This is a genomic window from Oryzifoliimicrobium ureilyticum, from assembly GCF_037199735.1.
In the GTDB taxonomy this organism is placed as follows: domain Bacteria; phylum Pseudomonadota; class Alphaproteobacteria; order Rhizobiales; family Rhizobiaceae; genus Rhizobium; species Rhizobium ureilyticus.
The window spans coordinates 58,662-78,547 of record NZ_JBBBVQ010000002.1; the positions used below are offsets into that span (position 1 = coordinate 58,662).

The 19,886-nt window shown below is 54.6% G+C and carries 20 protein-coding genes and 1 tRNA gene; 12 read left to right on the forward strand and 9 right to left on the reverse strand.

Annotated elements, in window-relative coordinates; genetic code table 11:
- Nucleotides 1-139 precede the first annotated feature (139 nt).
- The 7 genes from VQ830_RS03470 to gnd all read left to right on the forward strand — a co-directional run bounded on the left by VQ830_RS03470 (nt 140) and on the right by gnd (nt 7,214).
- Nucleotides 140-418 carry an acyl carrier protein gene (locus VQ830_RS03470; protein ID WP_337266685.1) on the forward strand — a complete coding sequence of 93 codons (279 nt, stop codon included), beginning with the start codon at nt 140-142 and terminating at the stop codon, nt 416-418.
- A gap of 176 nt (nt 419-594) precedes the next feature.
- Complete coding sequence (locus tag VQ830_RS03475; protein ID WP_337266686.1) at nt 595-1,077, forward strand: 3-hydroxyacyl-ACP dehydratase FabZ family protein; 483 nt, start codon at nt 595-597, stop codon at nt 1,075-1,077.
- Nucleotides 1,074-2,276 carry a beta-ketoacyl-ACP synthase gene (locus tag VQ830_RS03480; RefSeq protein ID WP_337266687.1) on the forward strand — a complete coding sequence of 401 codons (1,203 nt, stop codon included), beginning with the start codon at nt 1,074-1,076 and terminating at the stop codon, nt 2,274-2,276. Before VQ830_RS03475 ends, VQ830_RS03480 begins: the two co-directional genes overlap by 4 nt.
- A gap of 11 nt (nt 2,277-2,287) precedes the next feature.
- The gene (locus tag VQ830_RS03485) at nt 2,288-3,574 is read left to right on the forward strand and encodes a beta-ketoacyl-ACP synthase (protein ID WP_337266688.1); all 1,287 of its coding nucleotides are present in this window, start codon (nt 2,288-2,290) and stop codon (nt 3,572-3,574) included.
- A gap of 113 nt (nt 3,575-3,687) precedes the next feature.
- The gene (locus VQ830_RS03490) at nt 3,688-4,716 is read left to right on the forward strand and encodes a zinc-binding dehydrogenase (protein WP_337266689.1); all 1,029 of its coding nucleotides are present in this window, start codon (nt 3,688-3,690) and stop codon (nt 4,714-4,716) included.
- Nucleotides 4,717-4,719: 3 nt separating this feature from the next.
- Nucleotides 4,720-5,655 (forward strand): lipid A biosynthesis lauroyl acyltransferase, encoded by a 936-nt coding sequence (locus VQ830_RS03495; protein ID WP_337266690.1) that lies wholly within the window; start codon nt 4,720-4,722, stop codon nt 5,653-5,655.
- Nucleotides 5,656-5,783: 128 nt separating this feature from the next.
- Nucleotides 5,784-7,214, forward strand: a complete 1,431-nt coding sequence (gene gnd, locus VQ830_RS03500) for an NADP-dependent phosphogluconate dehydrogenase (protein ID WP_337266691.1) — start codon at nt 5,784-5,786, stop codon at nt 7,212-7,214.
- Between the two features lie 108 nt (nt 7,215-7,322).
- On the opposite strand, the gene sthA is transcribed toward gnd, so the two are convergent.
- The 3 genes from sthA to map form a co-directional block, all read right to left on the reverse strand.
- Complete coding sequence (gene sthA, locus VQ830_RS03505; RefSeq protein ID WP_337267119.1) at nt 7,323-8,729, reverse strand: Si-specific NAD(P)(+) transhydrogenase; 1,407 nt, start codon at nt 8,727-8,729, stop codon at nt 7,323-7,325.
- 116 nt (nt 8,730-8,845) lie between these two features.
- Complete coding sequence (radC, locus tag VQ830_RS03510; protein ID WP_337266692.1) at nt 8,846-9,673, reverse strand: RadC family protein; 828 nt, start codon at nt 9,671-9,673, stop codon at nt 8,846-8,848.
- A gap of 5 nt (nt 9,674-9,678) precedes the next feature.
- Nucleotides 9,679-10,515: a type I methionyl aminopeptidase gene (gene map / locus VQ830_RS03515; protein ID WP_337266693.1), complete on the reverse strand. Its 837-nt coding sequence runs from the start codon at nt 10,513-10,515 to the stop codon at nt 9,679-9,681.
- A 146-nt stretch (nt 10,516-10,661) separates the two neighbouring features.
- On the opposite strand from map, the gene VQ830_RS03520 reads away from it, so the two are divergent.
- Nucleotides 10,662-11,120, forward strand: coding sequence for a MarR family winged helix-turn-helix transcriptional regulator (locus VQ830_RS03520; RefSeq protein WP_337266694.1), 459 nt, complete (start codon nt 10,662-10,664; stop codon nt 11,118-11,120).
- A 191-nt stretch (nt 11,121-11,311) separates the two neighbouring features.
- Here the strand turns inward: VQ830_RS03520 and VQ830_RS03525 are convergent, their stop codons facing one another.
- Genes VQ830_RS03525 through VQ830_RS03545 form a run of 5 tightly spaced genes read right to left on the reverse strand, consistent with a single transcriptional unit; the run spans nt 11,312 to nt 16,760 of the window.
- Nucleotides 11,312-12,526 carry a molybdopterin molybdotransferase MoeA gene (locus VQ830_RS03525; RefSeq protein ID WP_337266695.1) on the reverse strand — a complete coding sequence of 405 codons (1,215 nt, stop codon included), beginning with the start codon at nt 12,524-12,526 and terminating at the stop codon, nt 11,312-11,314.
- Nucleotides 12,526-13,020, reverse strand: a complete 495-nt coding sequence (gene moaC, locus VQ830_RS03530; RefSeq protein WP_337266696.1) for a cyclic pyranopterin monophosphate synthase MoaC — start codon at nt 13,018-13,020, stop codon at nt 12,526-12,528. The genes VQ830_RS03525 and moaC overlap by 1 nt, the downstream gene beginning before the upstream one ends.
- A gap of 3 nt (nt 13,021-13,023) precedes the next feature.
- The gene (gene trpC / locus VQ830_RS03535; RefSeq protein WP_337266697.1) at nt 13,024-13,836 is read right to left on the reverse strand and encodes an indole-3-glycerol phosphate synthase TrpC; all 813 of its coding nucleotides are present in this window, start codon (nt 13,834-13,836) and stop codon (nt 13,024-13,026) included.
- Between the two features lie 8 nt (nt 13,837-13,844).
- Entirely contained in the window at nt 13,845-14,861 is a 1,017-nt protein-coding gene (gene trpD, locus VQ830_RS03540) for an anthranilate phosphoribosyltransferase (protein ID WP_337266698.1), read from the reverse strand.
- Between the two features lie 9 nt (nt 14,862-14,870).
- Nucleotides 14,871-16,760, reverse strand: coding sequence for a peptidylprolyl isomerase (locus VQ830_RS03545; RefSeq protein ID WP_337266699.1), 1,890 nt, complete (start codon nt 16,758-16,760; stop codon nt 14,871-14,873).
- Between the two features lie 189 nt (nt 16,761-16,949).
- On the opposite strand from VQ830_RS03545, the gene VQ830_RS03550 reads away from it, so the two are divergent.
- Nucleotides 16,950-17,228, forward strand: a complete 279-nt coding sequence (locus VQ830_RS03550) for a hypothetical protein (RefSeq protein WP_337266700.1) — start codon at nt 16,950-16,952, stop codon at nt 17,226-17,228.
- 67 nt (nt 17,229-17,295) lie between these two features.
- On the opposite strand, the gene VQ830_RS03555 is transcribed toward VQ830_RS03550, so the two are convergent.
- Entirely contained in the window at nt 17,296-17,553 is a 258-nt protein-coding gene (locus VQ830_RS03555; protein ID WP_337266701.1) for a GlsB/YeaQ/YmgE family stress response membrane protein, read from the reverse strand.
- Nucleotides 17,554-17,884: 331 nt separating this feature from the next.
- Here VQ830_RS03555 and VQ830_RS03560 point away from each other — a divergent pair, with 331 nt between their 5' ends.
- From VQ830_RS03560 to VQ830_RS03570, 3 genes are all read left to right on the forward strand, one after another.
- Complete coding sequence (locus VQ830_RS03560; RefSeq protein WP_337266702.1) at nt 17,885-18,253, forward strand: hypothetical protein; 369 nt, start codon at nt 17,885-17,887, stop codon at nt 18,251-18,253.
- A gap of 182 nt (nt 18,254-18,435) precedes the next feature.
- A tRNA-Ser gene (locus VQ830_RS03565) sits at nt 18,436-18,525 on the forward strand.
- Between the two features lie 254 nt (nt 18,526-18,779).
- Nucleotides 18,780-19,859 (forward strand): septal ring lytic transglycosylase RlpA family protein, encoded by a 1,080-nt coding sequence (locus VQ830_RS03570; RefSeq protein WP_337266703.1) that lies wholly within the window; start codon nt 18,780-18,782, stop codon nt 19,857-19,859.
- Nucleotides 19,860-19,886: the final 27 nt, after the last annotated feature.

Consider the following 19,886-nt stretch of genomic DNA (forward strand, 5'->3'; position numbering starts at 1 on the left):
CGCACGCCTTCCGGATCGCCTGCCATTGCTGATAGGGCACATCGCTCTTCAAAGTGCTGGCTGCAGATGCCGAGGCCATTGGCTTTTGTGATGGTTTTGCCTAAGAGGGGTTCATTCGTCATTCATGAGGTTTACCCGCGTGACCGCTACATTCGATAAAGTTGCCGATATCATTGCTGAAACAAGCGAAATCGATCGCGCAACAATTACGCCCGAAAGCCATACGATCGATGATCTTGGGATCGACAGCCTCGACTTCCTCGATATCGTTTTTGCAATCGACAAGGAATTCGGCATCAAGATCCCTCTTGAGAAGTGGACTCAAGAAGTCAATGAAGGCAAGGTTTCGACGGAAGAATACTTCGTTTTGAAGAACCTCTGCGCAAAGATTGACGAACTGCGCGCAGCCAAAGGCTGATTTGTTTCATCCTTTTGTCGGTCATCTCACTGCCGACCGACGATTGTTCAGTGCGATGCCGCCGGCCGGATCGGCGGTCTCCTGCTATATTTTGATCTTTGCAGTTGGCGTGGCAGGCCATATCTTTCCGCGAACTGTTTAAGGCCGGCGCTACTTGTGCTGCGACGGAGGGTAAAATGCTGCTGGAATATTTCCAGATGATTGATCGTGTGGAGTCGGTTGATCTCGAGGCAAAGATATTGAGAGCTCGCTCGGTCGTGCCGGCGCAAAGTCCTGTCTTTGAAGGTCATTTTCCAGGCATGCCACTTGTTCCGGGCGTTCTGCTCATCGAAACGATGGCGCAAGCCTCCGGAATGCTCGTGCTTGCGGCAACCAATTTTGTAGCAATGCCATTTTTGATGTCGGTCGACGGCGCAAAAATGCGTACTTTCGTTGAACCTGAGGCTGTACTCGATATCGAAGCTCGTCTCGAACACGATGGTTCCGGCTTTGCTGTCACCAAAGCTAAGATAGAGAGCGGCGGCAAAAAAGTGTGCGATGCGCAGCTTAAGTTAAGGACCCTTCGCTTTGATGAGGTTCCCTTGGGCGATATAGTGCGCAAGCGTGCGGGCGAGGTGGGATTGATGGATGCCATTGCCGCCCAGGGAGTTAAGCAATGACCAAGAACCCGAATGACGTCGTGATAACAGGCATCGGCATCGTGACCTGCCAGGGCGTCGGAAAAGAACCGCATATTGCTTTGTTGAACGGGAACGAGCCGCCAGCCACGGCTATAGAGACCGAGCGGTTTAAACCCTATCCTATCCATCCATTGCCGCAGATCGATTGGTCTCAACAGATCCCCAAGCGCGGCGATCAGCGCCAGATGGAAAATTGGCAGAGGATCGGCGTATTCGCAGCCGGCCTTGCGCTTGACGACGCCGGACTGAAGGACGACGTTGAAGCCTGCGGAACGATGGACATGATTGTCGCGGCTGGCGGCGGTGAGCGAGATGTGAACGTCGACACGCTGATTGTCGACGAAGCGCTCAAGCGCAACGACCGCGAGGTTCTCCTCAACGAGAAACTGACAACCGAGCTTCGCCCGACGCTTTTCCTGGCGCAGCTATCAAATCTACTCGCCGGCAATATTTCGATCGTTCACAAGGTAACAGGTTCCTCACGCACCTTTATGGGCGAGGAAGCGTCCGGCATTTCTGCAGTCGAGACCGCGTTCCATCGCATTCGATCGGGCGAGTCCTCTCATGCGCTGGTAGGGGGAGCATTTTCTGCCGAACGGCTCGATATGGTGTTGCTCTTCGAAGCGATCAACGCGCACGCCTACGGCGAATGGCGTCCGCTTTGGTCGCGCAACGAGGACGGAAAAGGCGGCGGCATCATAATCGGGTCGCTTGGCGCATTTCTGGTCCTTGAGTCCCGCAAGCATGCCGAGGCGCGCAAAGCGCATATTTATGCGACGATTGACACGGTTGAAGGCGATCGCGGCGACAGGGCTGCTGGTCGTTTTGAAACGCGTCTTGAGCGCATGATCCAACCTGCTGCCGAACGATCAAATTTGATCGTTTTTTCGGGTGCCACGGGTATGCCAGAATTGTCAGCCCGTGAGAAAGCCGTTCTGGGGCAGCGGCTGCCTCAGGCTGCTATCCGAGGGTTTGGTGGAGTGACAGGACATGGGCTGGAAGCGCACTTCACCCTTGGCCTTTGTCTTGCTGCACTGGCCGTGGACGGAAAAGCGAAGGTGCCGCCCTTTGATTCCGCACATGAAAAGCCAATGAATTTCGGCGCGCAATCCGCCTTGGTGACGACGGTCGGTCACCAGCGCGGCGAAGGCGTCGCTATTCTATCTGCCGAGGCTTGAGGAAGAAAACCATGTCTCAATCCGCATATCGGGACCATCTTGGCAGGCCGGTTGTTGCCGTAACTGGCGTCGGCGTAATTACATCTCTTGGTCAAGGCTTGAAAGACAATTGGGAGGCGTTGACGTCCGGTCGCTCCGGCATCCATGCTATCACTCGCTTCCCGACAGATAATCTGTCGACGCGCATTGCAGGGACGGTCGATTTCATCGACATTCCAATGCCGAATGCAGTGGAGCGTTCTTTCGCTTTTGCCCGCGAGACGACGATCGAAGCATTGGCAGATGCCAATATATCTGGCGATTTCAATGGGCCGCTTTTTCTAGCCGCGCCGCCGATCGAGCCGGAGTGGAGCGCGCGGTTCGAACTCGCCGATCGTTCGCCGCCGGCTGATCACAGTGGCGATGCCTATGAGCGCTTTTTGGCTACGCTTCGCCAGCGGCCTGATCCGGTCTTTCATGAAGCGGCCTTGTTTGGCGCGATTTCCGAACGTCTTTCCGACAGGTTCGGAACGCGCGGACTTCCCGTCACGCTTTCAACGGCCTGTGCCTCGGGCGCGACCGCTATCCAGCTTGGCATCGAAGCAATACGCCAGGGCCGGACCGATCGTGCTCTTGCTGTCGCGACCGACGGCTCATTGAGTGCTGAAGCCTTGATCCGTTTCTCACTCCTTTCCGCGCTGTCCACACAAAACGATCCGCCTGAAAAGGCCTCAAAGCCGTTCAGCAAAGATCGCGATGGGTTTGTTATTGCGGAAGGCGCAGCAACCCTTGTTCTGGAATCGCTCGAAGCTGCACTGGCTCGTGGTGCAAAGATTATCGGTATCATGAAGGGTGCCGGTGAAAAGGCTGACTCGTTCCATCGAACGCGCTCCTCTCCGGATGGTGGACCGGCTATCGCTACTATTCGCGCCGCATTGACCGATGCCGGTATCTCGGAAAGCGATATCGGATACATCAACGCCCATGGCACCTCCACGCCTGAGAACGACAAGATGGAATACGGCTCCATGTTGTCCGTCTTCGGCGAACAACTCGCCTCAATTCCTCTATCGTCCAACAAGTCGATGATCGGCCATACGCTGACGGCTGCAGGCGCTGTCGAAGCCGTGTTTTCGCTGCAAACGATGCGCACTGGAACCCTGCCGCCGACGATCAATTACAATACGCCGGATCCTGCCATCGTGCTTGACGTCGTTCCGAACGCGAAGCGTAGCAAGGAGGTCTCGGCTGTCCTTTCCAACTCGTTCGGATTTGGCGGACAAAATGCGAGCCTTGTCATGGCCAGGGAACCGGCTTAGATCACCCCCGATAAGAAATGACCGGCGGGCAGGGATAGTTATGCTATCTTTGCCCTTCGTCATATTTCGGAAGACGTTATCAATCACGCCAATCATGGCGAAGGATAAGTTTCATGCGTGCTTTGCAACTCGTTGATGATCGTAAGCTGGAAATCACTGATTTGCCTGAACCGGATGCGCCGGCGCCAGGCGAGGTGACGCTGCGCGTCAAGGCGGTCGCACTCAACCATATCGACGTTTGGGGCTGGCGCGGCATGGCTTTTGCAAAGCGCAAGATGCCCCTCGTGATCGGCGCCGAAGCCTCTGGTGTCGTAGAGAGCATAGGACAAGGTGTATCGAATGTGCTGCCAGGTCAGCTGGTTTCGATATATGGTGCCCGGACATGCGGGCTTTGCCGTCCCTGCCGTGAGGGTCGCGACAATCTTTGCGAACATGTCGGCGGCGTTCACGGCTTTCATCTGGACGGCTTTGCGCAGGAAAAGGTCAACCTGCCTGCACGTCTTCTCGTTCCCGCCCCTCCCGGCGTCGATGCCGTCGGCGCTGCGCTGGCGCCAGTCACATTTGGAACCGTGGAACACATGCTGTTCGACAATGCGAAGCTGGAGCCGGGCGAAACCATTCTCGTTCATGCCGGCGGATCCGGTATTGGCACGGCGGCAATCCAGCTTGCCAAGAAGATCGGCTGTACGGTGATCACGACCGTAGGGTCTGATGATAAAATTGAGAAAGCCAAGGCTCTTGGCGCCGACCACGTCATCAACTATCGGACCGATCGGTTTGAAGGTGTTGTCAGGAAGCTCACGAAAAAGAAGGGTGTCGACGTCGTTTTCGAACATGTCGGTAAGGACACCTGGGCAGGCTCGATGTTGTGCTTGAAGCGCGGCGGGCGCTTGGTGACATGCGGATCGACCTCCGGCGTTTCAACAGAAATGAACCTAATGATGCTGTTTCAGCAGCAGTTGAAATTGCTCGGTTCTTTTGGATGCCGGATGGAAAACATGGCAAATGCCATGCAGAAGATGGGGCGTGGCCTCGTTCATCCCGTCATCGATACCGAAGTAAGCTTCGACGACATCGATCGCGCGCTTGAACGGATGGAAACACGCCAGATTTTCGGCAAGATCGTCCTGCGGATGGATTGAGCCTTGAAGCTTTTTATCACACGGATCGTTCTTTCGCTTGAACACTTCAGGCAATGGTCGATCGCCCAGATTCTCTTCGGATTTCTCAATCTACTGAAGGTCCTGCCGGCAGATGGCGCTATCCGTTTCGCAGATTGGCTGACGCGTCAGATCGGACCGCGTACGTCGCGCCATCGGTTGATGTTGACCAATCTACGAAATGCATTTCCTGAAAAAACCGAGGAAGAACTCGCTCGGATCGCAATGGATAGCTGGGGTAACATGGGCCGGCTTGCCGCCGAATATGTTTTCCTCGACAGACTTTTTGATTTTGATCCCGAGAGTGATAAACCTGGACGCGTTGAAGTGTCGGGAATACCGATCTTTCTCGATCTGCGCGACAACCCAAGGCCGTTTATCGTTTTTACCGGCCATACCGGAAACTTCGAACTTCTGCCGGTCGCCGGCGCGGCCTTCGGCCTCTACGTCACTGTTCTGTTCCGTCCGCCCAATAATCCCTATGTCGCGAAAAAAATCTTTGATTTCAGAAGCGCGCGGATGGGCAAACTCGTTCCCTCTCATGCCGGATCGTCATTTGCGCTGGCCCGGCAACTGGAGGCAGGGCAGGGTGTTGGTGTTCTGGTTGACCAGAAGTTCAGAAAGGGTCTCTCGACGGATTTCTTTGGTCAGCCCGTCAAGACAAACCCGCTCCTGCCCAAGCTCGTGCGCCAGTTTGAATGCGAAGTCTATCCGGCTCGCTGTATTCGCCTACCTGGAAACCGTTACCGTCTCGAAATCGAACCTCGAATCGATCTTCCTCGTGACGCTGCTGGCAATCTCGATCTGGTTGGGTCCGCGCAGATGTTGAACGACAAGGTAGAAAGCTGGGTTCGTGAGCACCCTGAGCAGTGGCTCTGGTATCACGACCGTTGGAATATCAAGCGTCAGCTCAAGCCGTAGATATCGGTAATCTACACCCAACGCATGTGGACGGCTGTGAAAGAACCATTTTGCACGACAACGGTCTTGTGAGCAGGACGGTGGAGTGCGACAACACGATAGCGATTTGATGTTTTTGGGAGATTATGGTGGAGAAGGCAGAAATTGGGCTGATCGGCCTTGCAGTTATGGGGTCAAATCTTGCGCTGAATATTGCTGAAAAAGGCAATAAAATTGCTGTTTTCAACAGAACTCCTGAGAAAACAGATGAATTTTACGAGAGCGCTGGAGATCTGAAGAAGCAGATCATTCCCTGCAAGACCATTGATGAATTCGTAGAGGCTATCCGGCCGCCACGGCCGATCATCATCATGATCAAGGCGGGTGAAGCCGTGGATCAGCAAATGGAAGCATTGCGCCCACATCTCGGCGACGGCGACATCATGATCGATGCAGGGAACGCGAATTTCCGCGATACTATTGCACGATTTGATCGGCTGAAAGACTCCAAGCTCACTTTCATTGGCATGGGTGTTTCCGGTGGCGAGGAAGGCGCAAGACACGGACCGTCGATTATGGTCGGAGGAACGGAAGACTCGTGGAAGCGCGTCGAGAAAGTGCTGACGTCGATTGCCGCCAAGTATAACGGCGAGCCTTGCGTTGCTTGGCTTGGTAACGACGGCGCCGGACATTTTGTCAAAACCATTCATAACGGCATCGAATATGCCGATATGCAAATGATTGGCGAGATCTACGGGATCTTGCGCGATGGCCTTGGAAAAAGCGCAAGCGAAATCTCGAAAATCTTTGGCAGTTGGAACAAAGGTCGTCTGAATTCCTACCTGATCGAAATCACCGAAAAAGTCCTGGCGGCGGAAGATCCTGTTACCAAAACGCCGATGGTCGACATTATTCTGGATAAGGCCGGGCAAAAAGGCACCGGGAAGTGGTCGGTGATCGAAGCGCAGAACATGGGCATTCCGGCGACGGCCATCGAGGCGGCCGTGGCCGCGCGTAGCCTTTCCGCTCTCAAGTCCGAACGCGAAGCCGCACAGAAGATCTTTGGCGCATCCGATTATTCCTTCAGCCTTCCTGATGGATCGAATCTCGAGAAAGACCTCGAACTGGCTTTGTTTGCCGCCAAGATTGGTGCGTATGCGCAGGGATTTGCCGTTATGGCGGAAGCGTCCCGCGAGTTCGGCTGGTCACTCCCGATGCCCGTAATCGCCAAGATCTGGCGAGCAGGCTGCATCATCCGTTCTCAGTTTCTGGATGAAATTACCAAGGCCTTCACAGATGCGCCGGATGCAGCCAATCTGATTGTAACGCCTGCGTTCTCAGCGATGGTGAAGGAATCGGTTCCGGCACTTCGACGCGTCACAGCGGCTGCACTGTCGGCAGGACTACCCGTCCCAGCCCTTGCCTCTGCCTTGACCTATTTCGATGCCTACCGCCAGGGCAGGGGAACGGCTAACCTCATTCAAGCGCAACGGGACTTCTTTGGAGCGCACGGCTTTGACCGCGTCGATGGAAAGGACTTCCATCATGGCCCCTGGGGAAGCGGCGCAGCCACATTCTAAAACATTGGCTGCCACAACTTCAAAAGGAGTTGGGGGTTCTGAGAGAAATGAAAAAGGCTCGCTTTCCAGGCGAGCCTTTTTGATTTTATCGTCTGCGACAGAGAGCTGTCACAGTTCCGATTTGATATCGCCCATCCTGTTCCAGGCATCCAGGCCGGCAATTTTGTAAGCCTCGGCAAGCGTCGGGTAGTTGAATGTGTTCTCCACGAAATATTCGACTGTCCCCTTGAGGTTAAGGACAGCTTGACCGATGTGGACGAGCTCTGTTGCTCCCTCGCCAACGATATGCACGCCAAGCAGGCGCCTTGTCTTGAGCGAGAAGATCAGCTTCAACAGGCCCGTGTCGAGGCCCATGATATGACCACGTGACGTTTCACGAAAACGAGCGATGCCGCATTCGTATGGAATGCCGCGTTCTTTCATTTCCTCTTCCGTCAGGCCGCAGGTTGAAATTTCGGGTACAGCGTAAATTCCATACGGGAAATATTTGGGTGGCTCTTTGGCGACCGCGCCCACCGCAACACGGGCAGCGATACGGCCTTGCTCCATGGAGGTGGAGGCGAGGCTTGGAAAGCCGACGACATCGCCCGCTGCATAGATATTCGGAACTGCGGTCTCAAAGGTTTCTGGATTGACCTTCAACCGGCCGCGACTGTCGGCGTCAAGTCCGGCAGCGGCAAGATTCAAGGTGTCCGTCGCTCCCATGCGCCCCGCAGCAAACAAAACCATGTCGACGGACAGTTTGCGGCCTTTATCTAGCGTGACGTCTATTTTGCCGTCTTCTCGCTTCTCGATCTTCTCCGCCTTGGTTCCGAGCAGAAGCTTCATGTTACGATCGCGAAGCTGATAGGTGAAATCCTCAACGATCTCCTTGTCGATGAAATCCAGCATCGTCGATTTGGGGTCAATCAGAGTGACATTGGTGTCAAGGGCGCTGAAAATCGTTGCATATTCAATACCGATAACGCCAGCACCGATAACGGCCATTGAGCGCGGCAAAACGTCGATGTCCAAGAGTTCGTCGCTGTCGAGGACCGACTTTCCGTCGAATGGGATATAGTCGGGACGGAAAGGTTTCGTTCCCACTGCCAGCAAGATGCTTTCGCCTGAAATCTGGAGGACTTCGCCATCGTCTTTGACGACGGATAGTGTTTTGGGGTCGACAAAGCTCGCCCGTCCACGAAGATGTTGCACGCGATTTCTGGCAAACTGATGTTCCAGAACTTCCACTTCGTGATCGAGCGTAATCAGAAGACGGCGGCGGAGATCCTCAGCGCTGATCTCCTGTTTGACGCGATAGGCACGCCCGTAAAATCCGCGCTCTCGCCATCCGGTAAGGTTGAGCGCCGTCTCGCGCAATGTTTTGGATGGAATGGTGCCGGTGTGAACCGAGACGCCCCCGACCCGTTTTCCCTGTTCGATCACAAGAACCTTCTTGCCAAGCTTGGCCGCCTGGATCGCGCCGCGCCGCCCAGCCGGGCCGCTACCCACGACAACGAGATCATATTGGTTCATCATACACTCCGGCTTGGCATCATAAAGCAACAGCGACATGAAATGTCGTTCGCCTAGCCTTACCCCATCAATGTTGCTGTTTCGTTTAGAGATGCCGAGTTTGCGGCTAAGCCACTTCAGATCAGGTTCATGCCACGAAAACTCGCATGACCATCTTTGCCTATGATGATGTGGTCATGCACGGTAATCCCTAAAACCCGCGCCGTTTCCACTATGGTTTTGGTCATATCGATATCGGCCCGCGAAGGGGTCGGATCGCCGGAGGGATGGTTGTGGACCAAGATGATCGCGGTTGCTGAAAGTTCGAGAGCACGCTTGACGACCTCTCTTGGATAAACCGGCGTATGGTCGACCGTTCCGTAGCCTTGCACCTCGTCGGCAATAAGGGCGTTTTTCTTATCGAGAAACAAGATCCGAAATTGTTCTTTCACCTCGTGCGCCATCGCGGCGTGACAATATTGGAGAACAGAGGACCATGAACTGAGAATATGTCTGCCCTTGATGTCGTGCTTAAGGGACCTCTGAGCAAGTGCACCGATTAACTTGAGGTCGAGAGCAACGTTCTCGCCCACGCCTTTCACTTCCTGCAACAAGGCAATGGGCGCTCCGAGGACTGCCCCTAGCGATCCAAATCTTTGCAGTAGGGCCTTTGCAATCGGTTTTGTGTCGCGGCGCGGAATGAGTCGGAACAACATCAATTCCAGCATCTCGTAGTCGGCGAGCGCCGCGTCTCCCGCATCCCTAAAGCGAGCCCGCAGCCGCTCTCGATGGCCGTGATGATCCTCAACGCTCACTGCTCTGGACGATTTCGCCGGTGCCGCTTTGCCGGTTGGGACATCGTCTGTCAGCTGAAAAGCAAGCCGTTCTGCGTCTTGCAATGCGAAGTCACCACCGCCTGCGGTTTCCTCTACTTTTGTTATGAGGCTTTCTGACGGCTTTGCCATAGCTGCTATCGAGACAAGGAAGGCAGTCCGGGGCGATCAAGGCCTGCCGGGGACAAGGTGAAGATCTCGCATCCATTTGCCGTCACACCGACCGTATGCTCATATTGGGCCGATAGAGACCGATCGCGTGTCACCGCAGTCCATCCGTCGGCCAGAACCTTTACATGTTGCCGTCCAAGATTGATCATCGGCTCAATCGTGAAAATCATTCCCTCGCGAATCTCAGGTCCATCGCTCGCACTCCCGTAATGAAGGATATTGGGAGAATCGTGGAAAATTGATCCTACACCGTGACCGCAAAAGTCGCGCACGACCGAGCAACGTTCCGCTTCTGCATAGGTCTGAATAGCCTGGCCTATGGCACCGGTACGAACGCCTGGCTTTACAACTGCAATACCTCGGAGCAATGACTCGTAGGTAACCTCCAGCAAGCGTTCCGCTGCGCGTTTGATCTCGCCGACCGGATACATGCGGCTTGAGTCTCCATACCAGCCGTCCAAGCTGTAGGTGACGTCCACGTTAACGATATCGCCTTCCTTGAGCGGCTTATCATCCGGAATGCCATGACAAACAACATGGTTGATCGAAGTGCATGTCGACTTCGTATAGCCGCGATAGTTCAACGTGGCTGGATAAGCACCGTGGTCCATGCCGAACTCGAACACAAAGCGATCAATCGCATTTGTCGTAATACCGGGCCGGACAATACCTGCTAACTCATCGAGGCAACGTGCCGTCAACTGACAAGCTTTACGCATGCTTCCAAACGCATCCGGACCATAAAGCCTGATGGCGCCAGTGTTTTTGCTCGGTGCGGTTGCAGCTTCGATGTAGTTAACCATTCTAAAACCTTCACGGACATCACGTCCTTTACATAGATCACCGATGACCGGTTCGTCCATGGGCGCGCTTCGGTTTATTAGAATGGCGCATTGACATATCCCAACTCGGCTGGCATGCCATTTATATCAGAAGAAATGATTGTCGTATGCCTGTGAATGATGAGCATCTTTTTGCGAGCTTTGGCTCGTTGGTCGGTCAAACCGCAAGAGTGTGGCGGCGCGCAGCCGATAAACGCCTACAACCTTTTGGTTTAACAGAGGCGACGTGGCTTCCGCTTCTGTGGATCTCCCGCGCGCACAAGCCGATGCTGCAAAAAGATCTCGCGGCTGTCTTATCTCTCGACAACTCATCTGTCGTGCGCCTTATCGACAATCTGGAAGCTGCAGGGTTAGTCAGACGCCGAGAGGGCGAAGATCGACGCGCAAAGGAAATCTTGCTGACTGATGCTGGTCGGGACGTTGTTGGCAATGTCGAGCGTGTGGTCAACGATCTTCGCAAGGAGATCATGGCTGATTTAGCGAAGCAGGACATTGAAGTGGCAACCAAGTTGCTCGATCAACTCTCTACGCGTTTGGCAAGCATCGCAGAGGAAAACCTGACCTAAACGCGTTTTTCTGCCTATTGCCGTACGGAAATTCAGACCTTCCGGTCTTTACCAAGCCCGCTGCATGCATCGATGTGGCAATGCGAGTTCTCATCGAGTTCAATACATCAATCTAAATCGTAAGTCCCTTCGTAAACCTTATCATTAAGCCTCCATGCTTCACAGCGCGCAACGCTCTCGTCAGGAAGCGTTCACCCCCGCAATAGGACGACAGGGCAGGGATCTCCGACTTTGACGGCAGGCGCAAGCGGGGGTCTGACAACAAGGCAATCTGCAGCCGAAAAGACCTTCATCATGGACGAGTCTTGCCGAGGAAAAGGGGTTGCGACGAGGACATCATCTTCCGTTCTCGTTAGCTGAGCCCTGATGTAATCTTGACGAAGATCGTTTGCTTTGAACAGAGCACCGGCTTTGGCATATGTCATCCGATCTATTCCTGGCAGATGGGCTAGTTTGCAAATGAGTGGCTCTAGAAACAAAAGAGCGCAAACCATCGTCGAAACCGGATTTCCGGGCAAGCCGAGAACATGAATGTGATCGAGACTGCCAACCATGAGCGGCTTACCTGGACGCATTGCGATGCGCCAAAAATCGAGCGTCATCCCGGATGCGACAAGTGCACCTCTGACGAGGTCGTGATCGCCGACAGAGGCTCCTCCAAGCGTAACAAGAATATCCACGCCCGCATCACGCGAACACGACACCGCCTTCTCTATCGCGGCTTTGTTGTCCTCGACGATTCCAAGATCCAGGACATCTGCGCCTGCTTTGCGAGCGAGAGCCGCGACAGCTAACCCACTGGAAGCGATAATCTGGCCGGAGTTTGGAGAACCGCCAGGCGGGACAAGTTCATCGCCGGTCGCAAGAATGCCAACGAGAGGCTTTTTATACACTGAGACTTCGGCGCAGTTCATCCCTGCAGCCACGAGGATCCGGCTGAAATCCATGATGGAACCTGCCGAAAGCACGGTCTCGCCTTCTCGAAAGTCTTGTCCCATTGGACGGATATGTTGGTCTTGTCTGGTCGTACTGCTCGTGCGAACGTAACCGCCATGAACCTCGGCATCTTCCTGCAAAAGAACCGTGTTGGCCCCAGGAGGGACGGGCGCCCCAGTAAAAATACGAACCGCCTCGCCTTGTCCCACGCTGCCACTAAACGCATGCCCAGCCGCTGCTTCCCCAATAAGCTTATATTCGCTTCCGGGCGCCGCCTCACCGTGCACACAGAGCGCGTATCCATCCATCGCCGATGAATTGAAGGGCGGATGCGTTATCCTCGCTTCGAGATCAAAACTCAAAACGCGGCGATCAGCATCGCCGACGGGAATGCGCTCGTGTTCCCGGAGCGGAACTGCACGCGACAGCAGCCGATGCAAGGCTTCCTCGACCGGTAGGAGATCTGCCATTATTCCTTCCCTGTCAGATGGAAATCTCCAGATTTTCCACCAGTCTTCTCCAGAAGTCTTATGCCGCCGATCTCCATCAACCGATCCGCGGCCTTCGCCATGTCATAGATCGTTAGGCAAGCCACGGATACGGCCGTGAGCGCCTCCATCTCAACGCCGGTTCTCCCTGTAAGCTTCGTCGTTGCCCTAATACGTAAGCCCGGCAGCTCATGGTCTGGCGCGATGTCCACCGTGACTTTTGTCAGCATCAGAGGGTGGCACAAGGGAATGAGGTTTGCCGTCTGTTTGGCGGCCATGATACCCGCCAAGCGAGCAGTTGCTATGACATCGCCTTTCTTGGCGTTGCCGCTTTCTATCAGCTCAAGTGTCTGCGCCGCCATGCGCACGTAGCCTTCTGCGCTTGCAAGGCGGACGGTTTCGGCTTTGTCGCCGACATCTACCATGCGAGCCTCACCAGCAGCATTGACATGCGTTAGTTGCGGTCTATCTGCCATATCCTACTCAGCCGCTTGAGACGCTTCGCCAGACAGCAGAACGCGGGTTGCCGCGGCCACGTCCTGCTGGCGCATAAGGCTCTCGCCGACCAAAAATGTCGTTATGCGCGAGGCGGCTAGACGTACGCAGTCCTGATAGGTGAAGATGCCGCTCTCGCCGACAAGAAGGCGATCTCCTGGTACCATTGGCGACAGACGCTCGCTGTTGGCGAGGTCGACCTCAAAGGTTCTGAGATTGCGGTTATTGACACCGATGAGCGGCGAACTGAGGTTTAGCGCGCGCTCCATTTCCTCTTCGTCGTGGACCTCAACCAGAACATCCATTTCAAGCGAAAACGCCTCATCCTGGAGCCGGCGCGCGTCATCATCCGACAAGGCAGCCATGATGATGAGGATGCAATCTGCCCCCCATGCGCGCGCCTCATGCACTTGATAAGTGTCAAACATGAAGTCCTTGCGCAGAGCTGGTAGCCGGCAGGCGGCGCGCGCGGTCGTCAGAAACTCAGGCTTGCCCTGGAAGCTCGGTGTGTCCGTCAAAATGGAAAGGCAGGCGGCCCCACCCTTTTCATAAGCTGCAGCAAGGGCAGGGGGATCGAAGTCCGGCCGAATAAGGCCCTTGGATGGACTTGCCTTCTTGATTTCGGCGATGAGGCCGAATTGGCCCTCGTTATGCCGCGCCATCAAAGTGCGGTAAAAGCCGCGTGGTGGCTCCTGATCTGCTTGTCGAGCCTTCAAATCAGCCAGCGGGACAGATGACTTGGCTGCTGCAATCTCCTCAAGCTTGTAAAGCTCAATTTTTTTAAGAATGTCAGTCATAATCACTCCTATTCAGTATCGTTGGACACCGCAATAAGTTTATCGAGAGCGGCAGCCGTAGCGCCGCTGTCGAGAGATTCGGCTGATAGTATCATCGCTTCATGTAGAGTTTGTGCACGTCCGCCGATAACGAGCGCTGCGGCTGCATTCACGAGTGCTATATCTCGATAAGCATTTCGTTCTCCGGACAGAACGGCGCGCAGCGCTCCTGCATTCACAACGCCGTCACCGCCTTTGATGGCGTCGAGCGCACAAGGCTCGACACCAAAATCGGATGGTGACAATTCAAACTCGCGAATGGCTCCATTTTCGAGAGCAGCGACCTTTGTGATGCCGGTCGTGGTCACCTCATCCAGTCCGCTTCCATGCACGACCCATACACTTTGCGCTCCGAGATCGCGCAGCACTTCGGCGAGAGGCAATATCCATCTGGGAGCAAATACGCCGACAAGCTGCCGCGTCACTCTCGCTGGATTAGCGAGCGGGCCTAGAAGATTGAAGATCGTCCTTGTTCCAAGTTCAACTCGGGACGGACCCACATGCCGCATGGCCGAATGATGAGATTGGGCGAACATGAAGCCGACACCTGCCTCGCGAATGCATCGAGAGATGACATCAGGACCTATATCGAGCTTAACACCTAGAGCTGACAGACTGTCGGCTGCGCCAGATTTCGAGCTCAGCGCCCGGTTGCCGTGCTTGGCAACCGGTAGACCGGCACCGGCGACGATCAAAGACGCCAAAGTCGATATATTGTAGGTGCCACTCGCATCACCACCGGTTCCGACGATGTCTATTGCATTCTCAGGCGCGTCCACAGGAAGCATCTTAGAGCGCATGGTCTTGACGGCTCCGATGATCTCATCGACCGTTTCGCCGCGCACCCGAAGCGCCATTAGAAAACCACCGATCTGCGACGGTGTTGCTTCTCCCGACATCAATATTTCAAATGCCGTCTGCGACTCGTCTCGCGTCAACGCTTCGCCAGAAGCAACTTTCGAAAGCAGTGGCTTTAAGTCGCTCATTTCAGTGTCCTAGCGGGAAGTTGCCTGCTCAAAAGCGGTTTGGTTAACGTTGACCGTGTATTGCGTCTGCAGCTGGTTGACCATTTCCTCCAGCATGTCATTGACGGCGTTGCCCGCAAATTGCTTGATCTGGGCATCCTGGTTCGTCAGTGCATCTGCGGCAGGCTGCGTATTGACGTTGGTGACCTTCAATAGAATTTGGGTTGCGGGATCGGCTCCAACTGCGCTGGCAACCGTGTCGACTGGACCCGAAAACGCGGCCTTGATGGCTTCCTGTCCCAGGACAGGATCATCGGTAGAGCGTGTCACAGCCGTTTTGGTCGTGACATCTATCCCCATTGGCGCGCCGATATCCTGTAGCGACGTTCCCTTTTTCGCCTGCTCCAGAAGATCCTTGGTCTTCTTGGCGAGCTCGGTTTTCTGCTGCTCAGCCGTCCAATCGGCCAGCGCCTTGTCATGAACTTCGGAAATCGTTCGGTCGCGAGCTGGCGTTATATCTCGGACATCGAACCAGAGGTACCCGGTATTTCCCAAAGCCAGCGCAGATGGCTGCGCGCCAATTTCCGTCTTGAAAGCCTCTGCAAGCAGCTGAGGCTTGAGAGGAATGTCTTTGATCTCGTTGCCGTTCTTATCTGCGCCGCTTTGATCAACTGCATCGAGAACAGCGACCTTCAGCTTGAGTTCGGAGGCGATCTGCTCAAGGGATTGGCCGGAAGCTCGCATTTCATCGATACGATCGCGCATTGCCGAAACTTGCTGCGCAGCTTTATCGACGGAGACCTGCTTCCTTACCTCTTCCCGAACCTCGTCCAGCGTCTTCGTGCTCTCGGGCTTGATGTTGGTGACACGCAAGATCACAGGGCCGAAAGAGCCTTGAACAACCGGCGAGGTGCCGCCTTCTTTTGTGATTGCGAAAGCAGGATCGGCAATCGCGGGATCCGGAACTTTATCCTTCGAGAATGTGCCGAGCATCACGTCTGACGATGTCTTGCCCTGATCTTTGACCAGTTGATCGAAAGTGGTGCCAACTTTCAATGCAGCCTCAGCAGCATCTGCCAAATCTTTGTTTGCAAAACTGAGCTGTTCGATCGTCCGGGTTGCCGCTGTCGTGAAATTTGCCTTGCTCTTGTCAAAAGAATCGCGAACCTCGTCATCCGAAACAGTCGAGGCATCAGCGATATCCTCCGGCAGGAGGCGAAGATAGCCAATCTTACGATATTCCGGAGCGCGGTATTTGCTTTTGACGCCTTCGAACCATTTGGCGAGCACGTCTTCTGGAGGAGCCTTGATCGGCTCAATATTGGCATTGGTCAGCAGGAGATAATCAATAGTCCTGCTCTCGCTGCTGTAAAGCTTCAATGCATCAATGACAGTTTTTGATGGGGTAAAGCCACCAGAAACTGCATCGACGATCTGGCTGCGAACCGCCTCTCTCTGGCGTACATCGAGATACGTTTTTTCCGCGATACCTTCATTGCGAAGGCGGCTTGAAAAGAGTTCCTTCTCAAATTTACCGTTCACTTTAAACGCCGGATCTTCACCAATGAGTTGGCCAAGCTTGTCCTTCGACAAACCGAGATTCATATCGGCTGCAAGTTGATCGAGGGAAGCGCCAGCCACGACCTGAGAAAGGGCCATGCGATCGAGACCGAACGCGCGCGCTTGGTCTGGCGCGATCTGCGTCCCAAACTGTTGGCTCATCTGCGCGATCTTTTGGCGATAAGCCAAATAGAATTCATTATTGCTGATTTTCTGGTCGCCCACCGTCACCACTGTGCTTGGGCTTCCGCCGCCCAAAAGATCGCGAGACACGCCCCAGATGCCGAAGGCGAGAATCAATACGGCAAAAAGGAGCTTTGCGACCCAGGTCTGGGCGGCGCGTCGCAAAAAATCAAACATCGACTGCTAACCTCGTTATATCATCGCCTAAAGAAGACGAACATTCGGCGTTCCTTAGAACAAAGCATTGAGGAAATGAAGGCCGTTCGTTCAAAACGTTGAAATCCAAGACATCAAATATCTCTTATTTGGAACCTTTTGTTCCTTGGCTCGTTTCCGATGCATCCATCCTGACAATAGGAGCTCACAATGGCTGAACTGAAAAACGCCGCCGAACAAACAGCTGCGCGCGCCAAGGCGGAACTTGCGGCTGACGATCTCTCTGCTCAAATTGCAGCCTTGCGTGAAGATCTGGCGCGTTTGTCAGACAGCGTTGTCGCTCTGGGTCAGGGCGCAAAAACGGCGGTAATTGATGAAGCGTCGGTGATGACTGAACGTGTTCGCGACAAAGTACGCGAAGAGCCCTTGATGGCATTGGCCATCACCGCGGGCGTGGCTTACCTTTTTGGCCTGCTGAACCGTCACTGAGTGAAACTGCAGAAAAAAAGAAGGGGCCAGGCGGCAAGCCCGGCCCCTTCTTTTTGGAAAACAGTATTCAACGTCTGACGAGACGGGCCACCGCTATGAGTAGGCACGCACCGACAAAGCCCGTGATGAGGTAGCTGAGTTTCCCATCGGACGGCTGTGCATGAAATAGATGGACGAGCAGCCAGTTCGCGACGACCGCTCCGACAATGCCGAGAATGATATTCATAAAGACGCCCATGGGGCTGTTCATGAACTTCTCAGCCAGCCATCCGGCGATACCGCCGATAATGACCGCTCCCAGCCAACCTACGCCAGATCCTTCCATACTAATCCTCCTGACCTCTAATGTGCCCGTCGCATTGAGTGCGACATGAAAACGCCTGAATAACGAACAATTGGCTTCACCGTGCTAAAGAATTGTTTGTCGTCAGCCGCTGCTAACAACAATTGAGATAGCTTCCCCTGAAGGAAAAACAATTGCACGAGCAAGAATGTCTCCTTCAGTTCGGCGGCTTTCTTGAGATTGGCCGCTGGAACGCGGCCGGCTACCTAGGATGAATGTTGCGTTCACGAACCGTTAATCGCGAACGTGCGATTCTTGGAAACATCGAACCAATGCCTAAAGGGCAAAGGGTCAACAAAACGAGATGTTTGTTATGAAGAAAATGTTTTTGTTCTGCATGGCTTTGACGACCCTTGGTGGGTCTATCATGTCGACAGCAATGCCTGCTGCTGCGCAAGAATATGATTGGCGTCGGCCGGGCTATGACAGAGGTCCGCCTCCACGGTATTACGACGGTCCGCGCCGGCATCATCACGATAATGATGGCAGAGCGATCGCTGGTGGACTTGCGGCAGGCGTGATCGGAGGTCTGATCGGCGGCGCAATCATCAACAATAACAGCGGTCCTCGTTATATTGATCCGCCACCCCCGCCGCCGCCACGTTGCTGGTTTGAGGACCGGCGCGTTCCAAACGCTTATGATGGCGGTTGGCATATGGAGAGCATGCGCGTCTGCAATTAAGTCGCCGATGCAATAGGAAGAGATGTTGACGAAGAGGTCGACCCTGATTGGGATCGGCCTCTTTTTTTGATATTGGGTCGGTATTGCACGTCAACATGCTGGATGGCAGTTGACGGTGGCAAGAAGCAGTCTATAAAGCGCCACAGTCGTAGTCGCGCATTTGCAAATCGCGGCGACAAACCGGAAGAGTGTCCGAGTGGTTTAAGGAACCGGTCTTGAAAACCGGCGTGCGGGAAACCGTACCGTGGGTTCGAATCCCACCTCTTCCGCCACAAATCCCAATACATCCTTGTCGCTGATTTTTTCATGAAGCTTTTGAATTGCACCTGCTCGTTGACTCATCGACGACAGTTCCGACTTTAAGAAAAAGCTAACCATAATATTTAAAATTCGATCCAATCTGCGCTTAGTCGTCGTCAGCCGCTCTTTTTCCGTGCATGATTAATTTCTCGTTAGGTGCGAGACGTTAGTCGGAAGAGGCCCGTCGTTGGGTATGCTTTAACTGTAGTCTGAGTGGCGTGGGTAGATGAGAGTAGAGTACGGCGCAGCGTCTTTCGCGACCGGCATTCGTTGGCTGGCGCTATCTGTGATGTGTGTGACGCTTGCGGCATGCGGCACGACAAAAGTCGTCGAAACCCGCCCCAAGCACGGCAAGGAATATTTTTCCGAAAAAGAATATGGCGTGAAAGCCAGCCCGCGCGTCGCGAACGGAAACAATATTCCCAAGGGCGGCGGACGCTACCTTGTCGGCAACCCCTATCAGGTTCGAGGCAAGTGGTATTATCCGAAAGAAGATTTTAGTTACAACAAGACGGGTATTGCTTCCTGGTATGGGTCTGCTTTTCACGGCAGGCTGACAGCAAATGGCGAAGTCTACGATCAGCTGCATCTTTCTGCGGCGCATCCCACATTGCCGCTTCCAAGCTATGCGCGCGTGACTAATTTAGAAAACGGCTCCTCTGTGATCGTCCGTGTAAACGACCGCGGTCCGTATCACGAGGGGCGCATCATCGATCTGTCCAACAAGACGGCTGACTTGCTGGACATGCAGCACAGCGGCACGGGCAGGGTGAGGGTACAATATGTAGGGCGCGCCCAGATGGATGGTCATGACATGCCCTTCCTGATGGCGTCTTATGTGCCCAAGGGCAGCCGCGTCCCCGGCGTTGTGCCTGACGGTCAGATTGCAACCGGCGTGATGGTCGCCTCGAACTCCAAGCGCATTACGGGTGATGAGTTGCAGAGCCTCGAGAGCTACACGCCGCGGCAAAGGATGGTCCCTGGCCCCGTTTCGACAGTTTCGTATGTAAGCCCGTCGCCGCGTCCGCAATACAAGCAACAGCCGGCGCCAGCTCTGCCTCCGGTCGAGCCACGTCCCGTCACCGCACGTGCCGCGCCAAGCGCAGGCGAAATGAACCTTCCGAACCTTGGACCTCAGCTTGCAGGGCGCCCCAGCGGAAAAGTTGTGGCGGCAAAGCCGGCAGCAACCGTCAAAGGATCGAACCGCAGACTGCCTCTTCCAGAAGGTGATGCCTATGTGGAAACGGCAGAATCCGCGCACAGCCTTGGGACACTGGTAGTCAGCCAGCCGGCGCGCGGCAGGTAATGGTGGCCTTTCGCTTGCAAGCGCAGT

Excerpts from the sequence above, each read along its gene's own strand:
- VQ830_RS03475 (WP_337266686.1), top strand. The coding sequence starts at position 595 with ATGCTGCTGGAATATTTCCAGATGATTGATCGTGTGGAGTCGGTTGAT.
- VQ830_RS03480 (WP_337266687.1), top strand. The coding sequence starts at position 1,074 with ATGACCAAGAACCCGAATGACGTCGTGATAACAGGCATCGGCATCGTG.
- VQ830_RS03485 (WP_337266688.1), top strand. The coding sequence starts at position 2,288 with ATGTCTCAATCCGCATATCGGGACCATCTTGGCAGGCCGGTTGTTGCC.
- VQ830_RS03490 (WP_337266689.1), top strand. The coding sequence starts at position 3,688 with ATGCGTGCTTTGCAACTCGTTGATGATCGTAAGCTGGAAATCACTGAT.
- sthA (WP_337267119.1), bottom strand. The coding sequence starts at position 8,729 with ATGAACCAATATGATCTCGTTGTCGTGGGTAGCGGCCCGGCTGGGCGG.
- radC (WP_337266692.1), bottom strand. The coding sequence starts at position 9,673 with ATGGCAAAGCCGTCAGAAAGCCTCATAACAAAAGTAGAGGAAACCGCA.
- map (WP_337266693.1), bottom strand. The coding sequence starts at position 10,515 with ATGGTTAACTACATCGAAGCTGCAACCGCACCGAGCAAAAACACTGGC.
- VQ830_RS03520 (WP_337266694.1), top strand. The coding sequence starts at position 10,662 with ATGCCTGTGAATGATGAGCATCTTTTTGCGAGCTTTGGCTCGTTGGTC.
- VQ830_RS03525 (WP_337266695.1), bottom strand. The coding sequence starts at position 12,526 with ATGGCAGATCTCCTACCGGTCGAGGAAGCCTTGCATCGGCTGCTGTCG.
- moaC (WP_337266696.1), bottom strand. The coding sequence starts at position 13,020 with ATGGCAGATAGACCGCAACTAACGCATGTCAATGCTGCTGGTGAGGCT.
- trpC (WP_337266697.1), bottom strand. The coding sequence starts at position 13,836 with ATGACTGACATTCTTAAAAAAATTGAGCTTTACAAGCTTGAGGAGATT.
- trpD (WP_337266698.1), bottom strand. The coding sequence starts at position 14,861 with ATGAGCGACTTAAAGCCACTGCTTTCGAAAGTTGCTTCTGGCGAAGCG.
- VQ830_RS03545 (WP_337266699.1), bottom strand. The coding sequence starts at position 16,760 with ATGTTTGATTTTTTGCGACGCGCCGCCCAGACCTGGGTCGCAAAGCTC.
- VQ830_RS03550 (WP_337266700.1), top strand. The coding sequence starts at position 16,950 with ATGGCTGAACTGAAAAACGCCGCCGAACAAACAGCTGCGCGCGCCAAG.
- VQ830_RS03555 (WP_337266701.1), bottom strand. The coding sequence starts at position 17,553 with ATGGAAGGATCTGGCGTAGGTTGGCTGGGAGCGGTCATTATCGGCGGT.
- VQ830_RS03560 (WP_337266702.1), top strand. The coding sequence starts at position 17,885 with ATGAAGAAAATGTTTTTGTTCTGCATGGCTTTGACGACCCTTGGTGGG.
- VQ830_RS03570 (WP_337266703.1), top strand. The coding sequence starts at position 18,780 with ATGAGAGTAGAGTACGGCGCAGCGTCTTTCGCGACCGGCATTCGTTGG.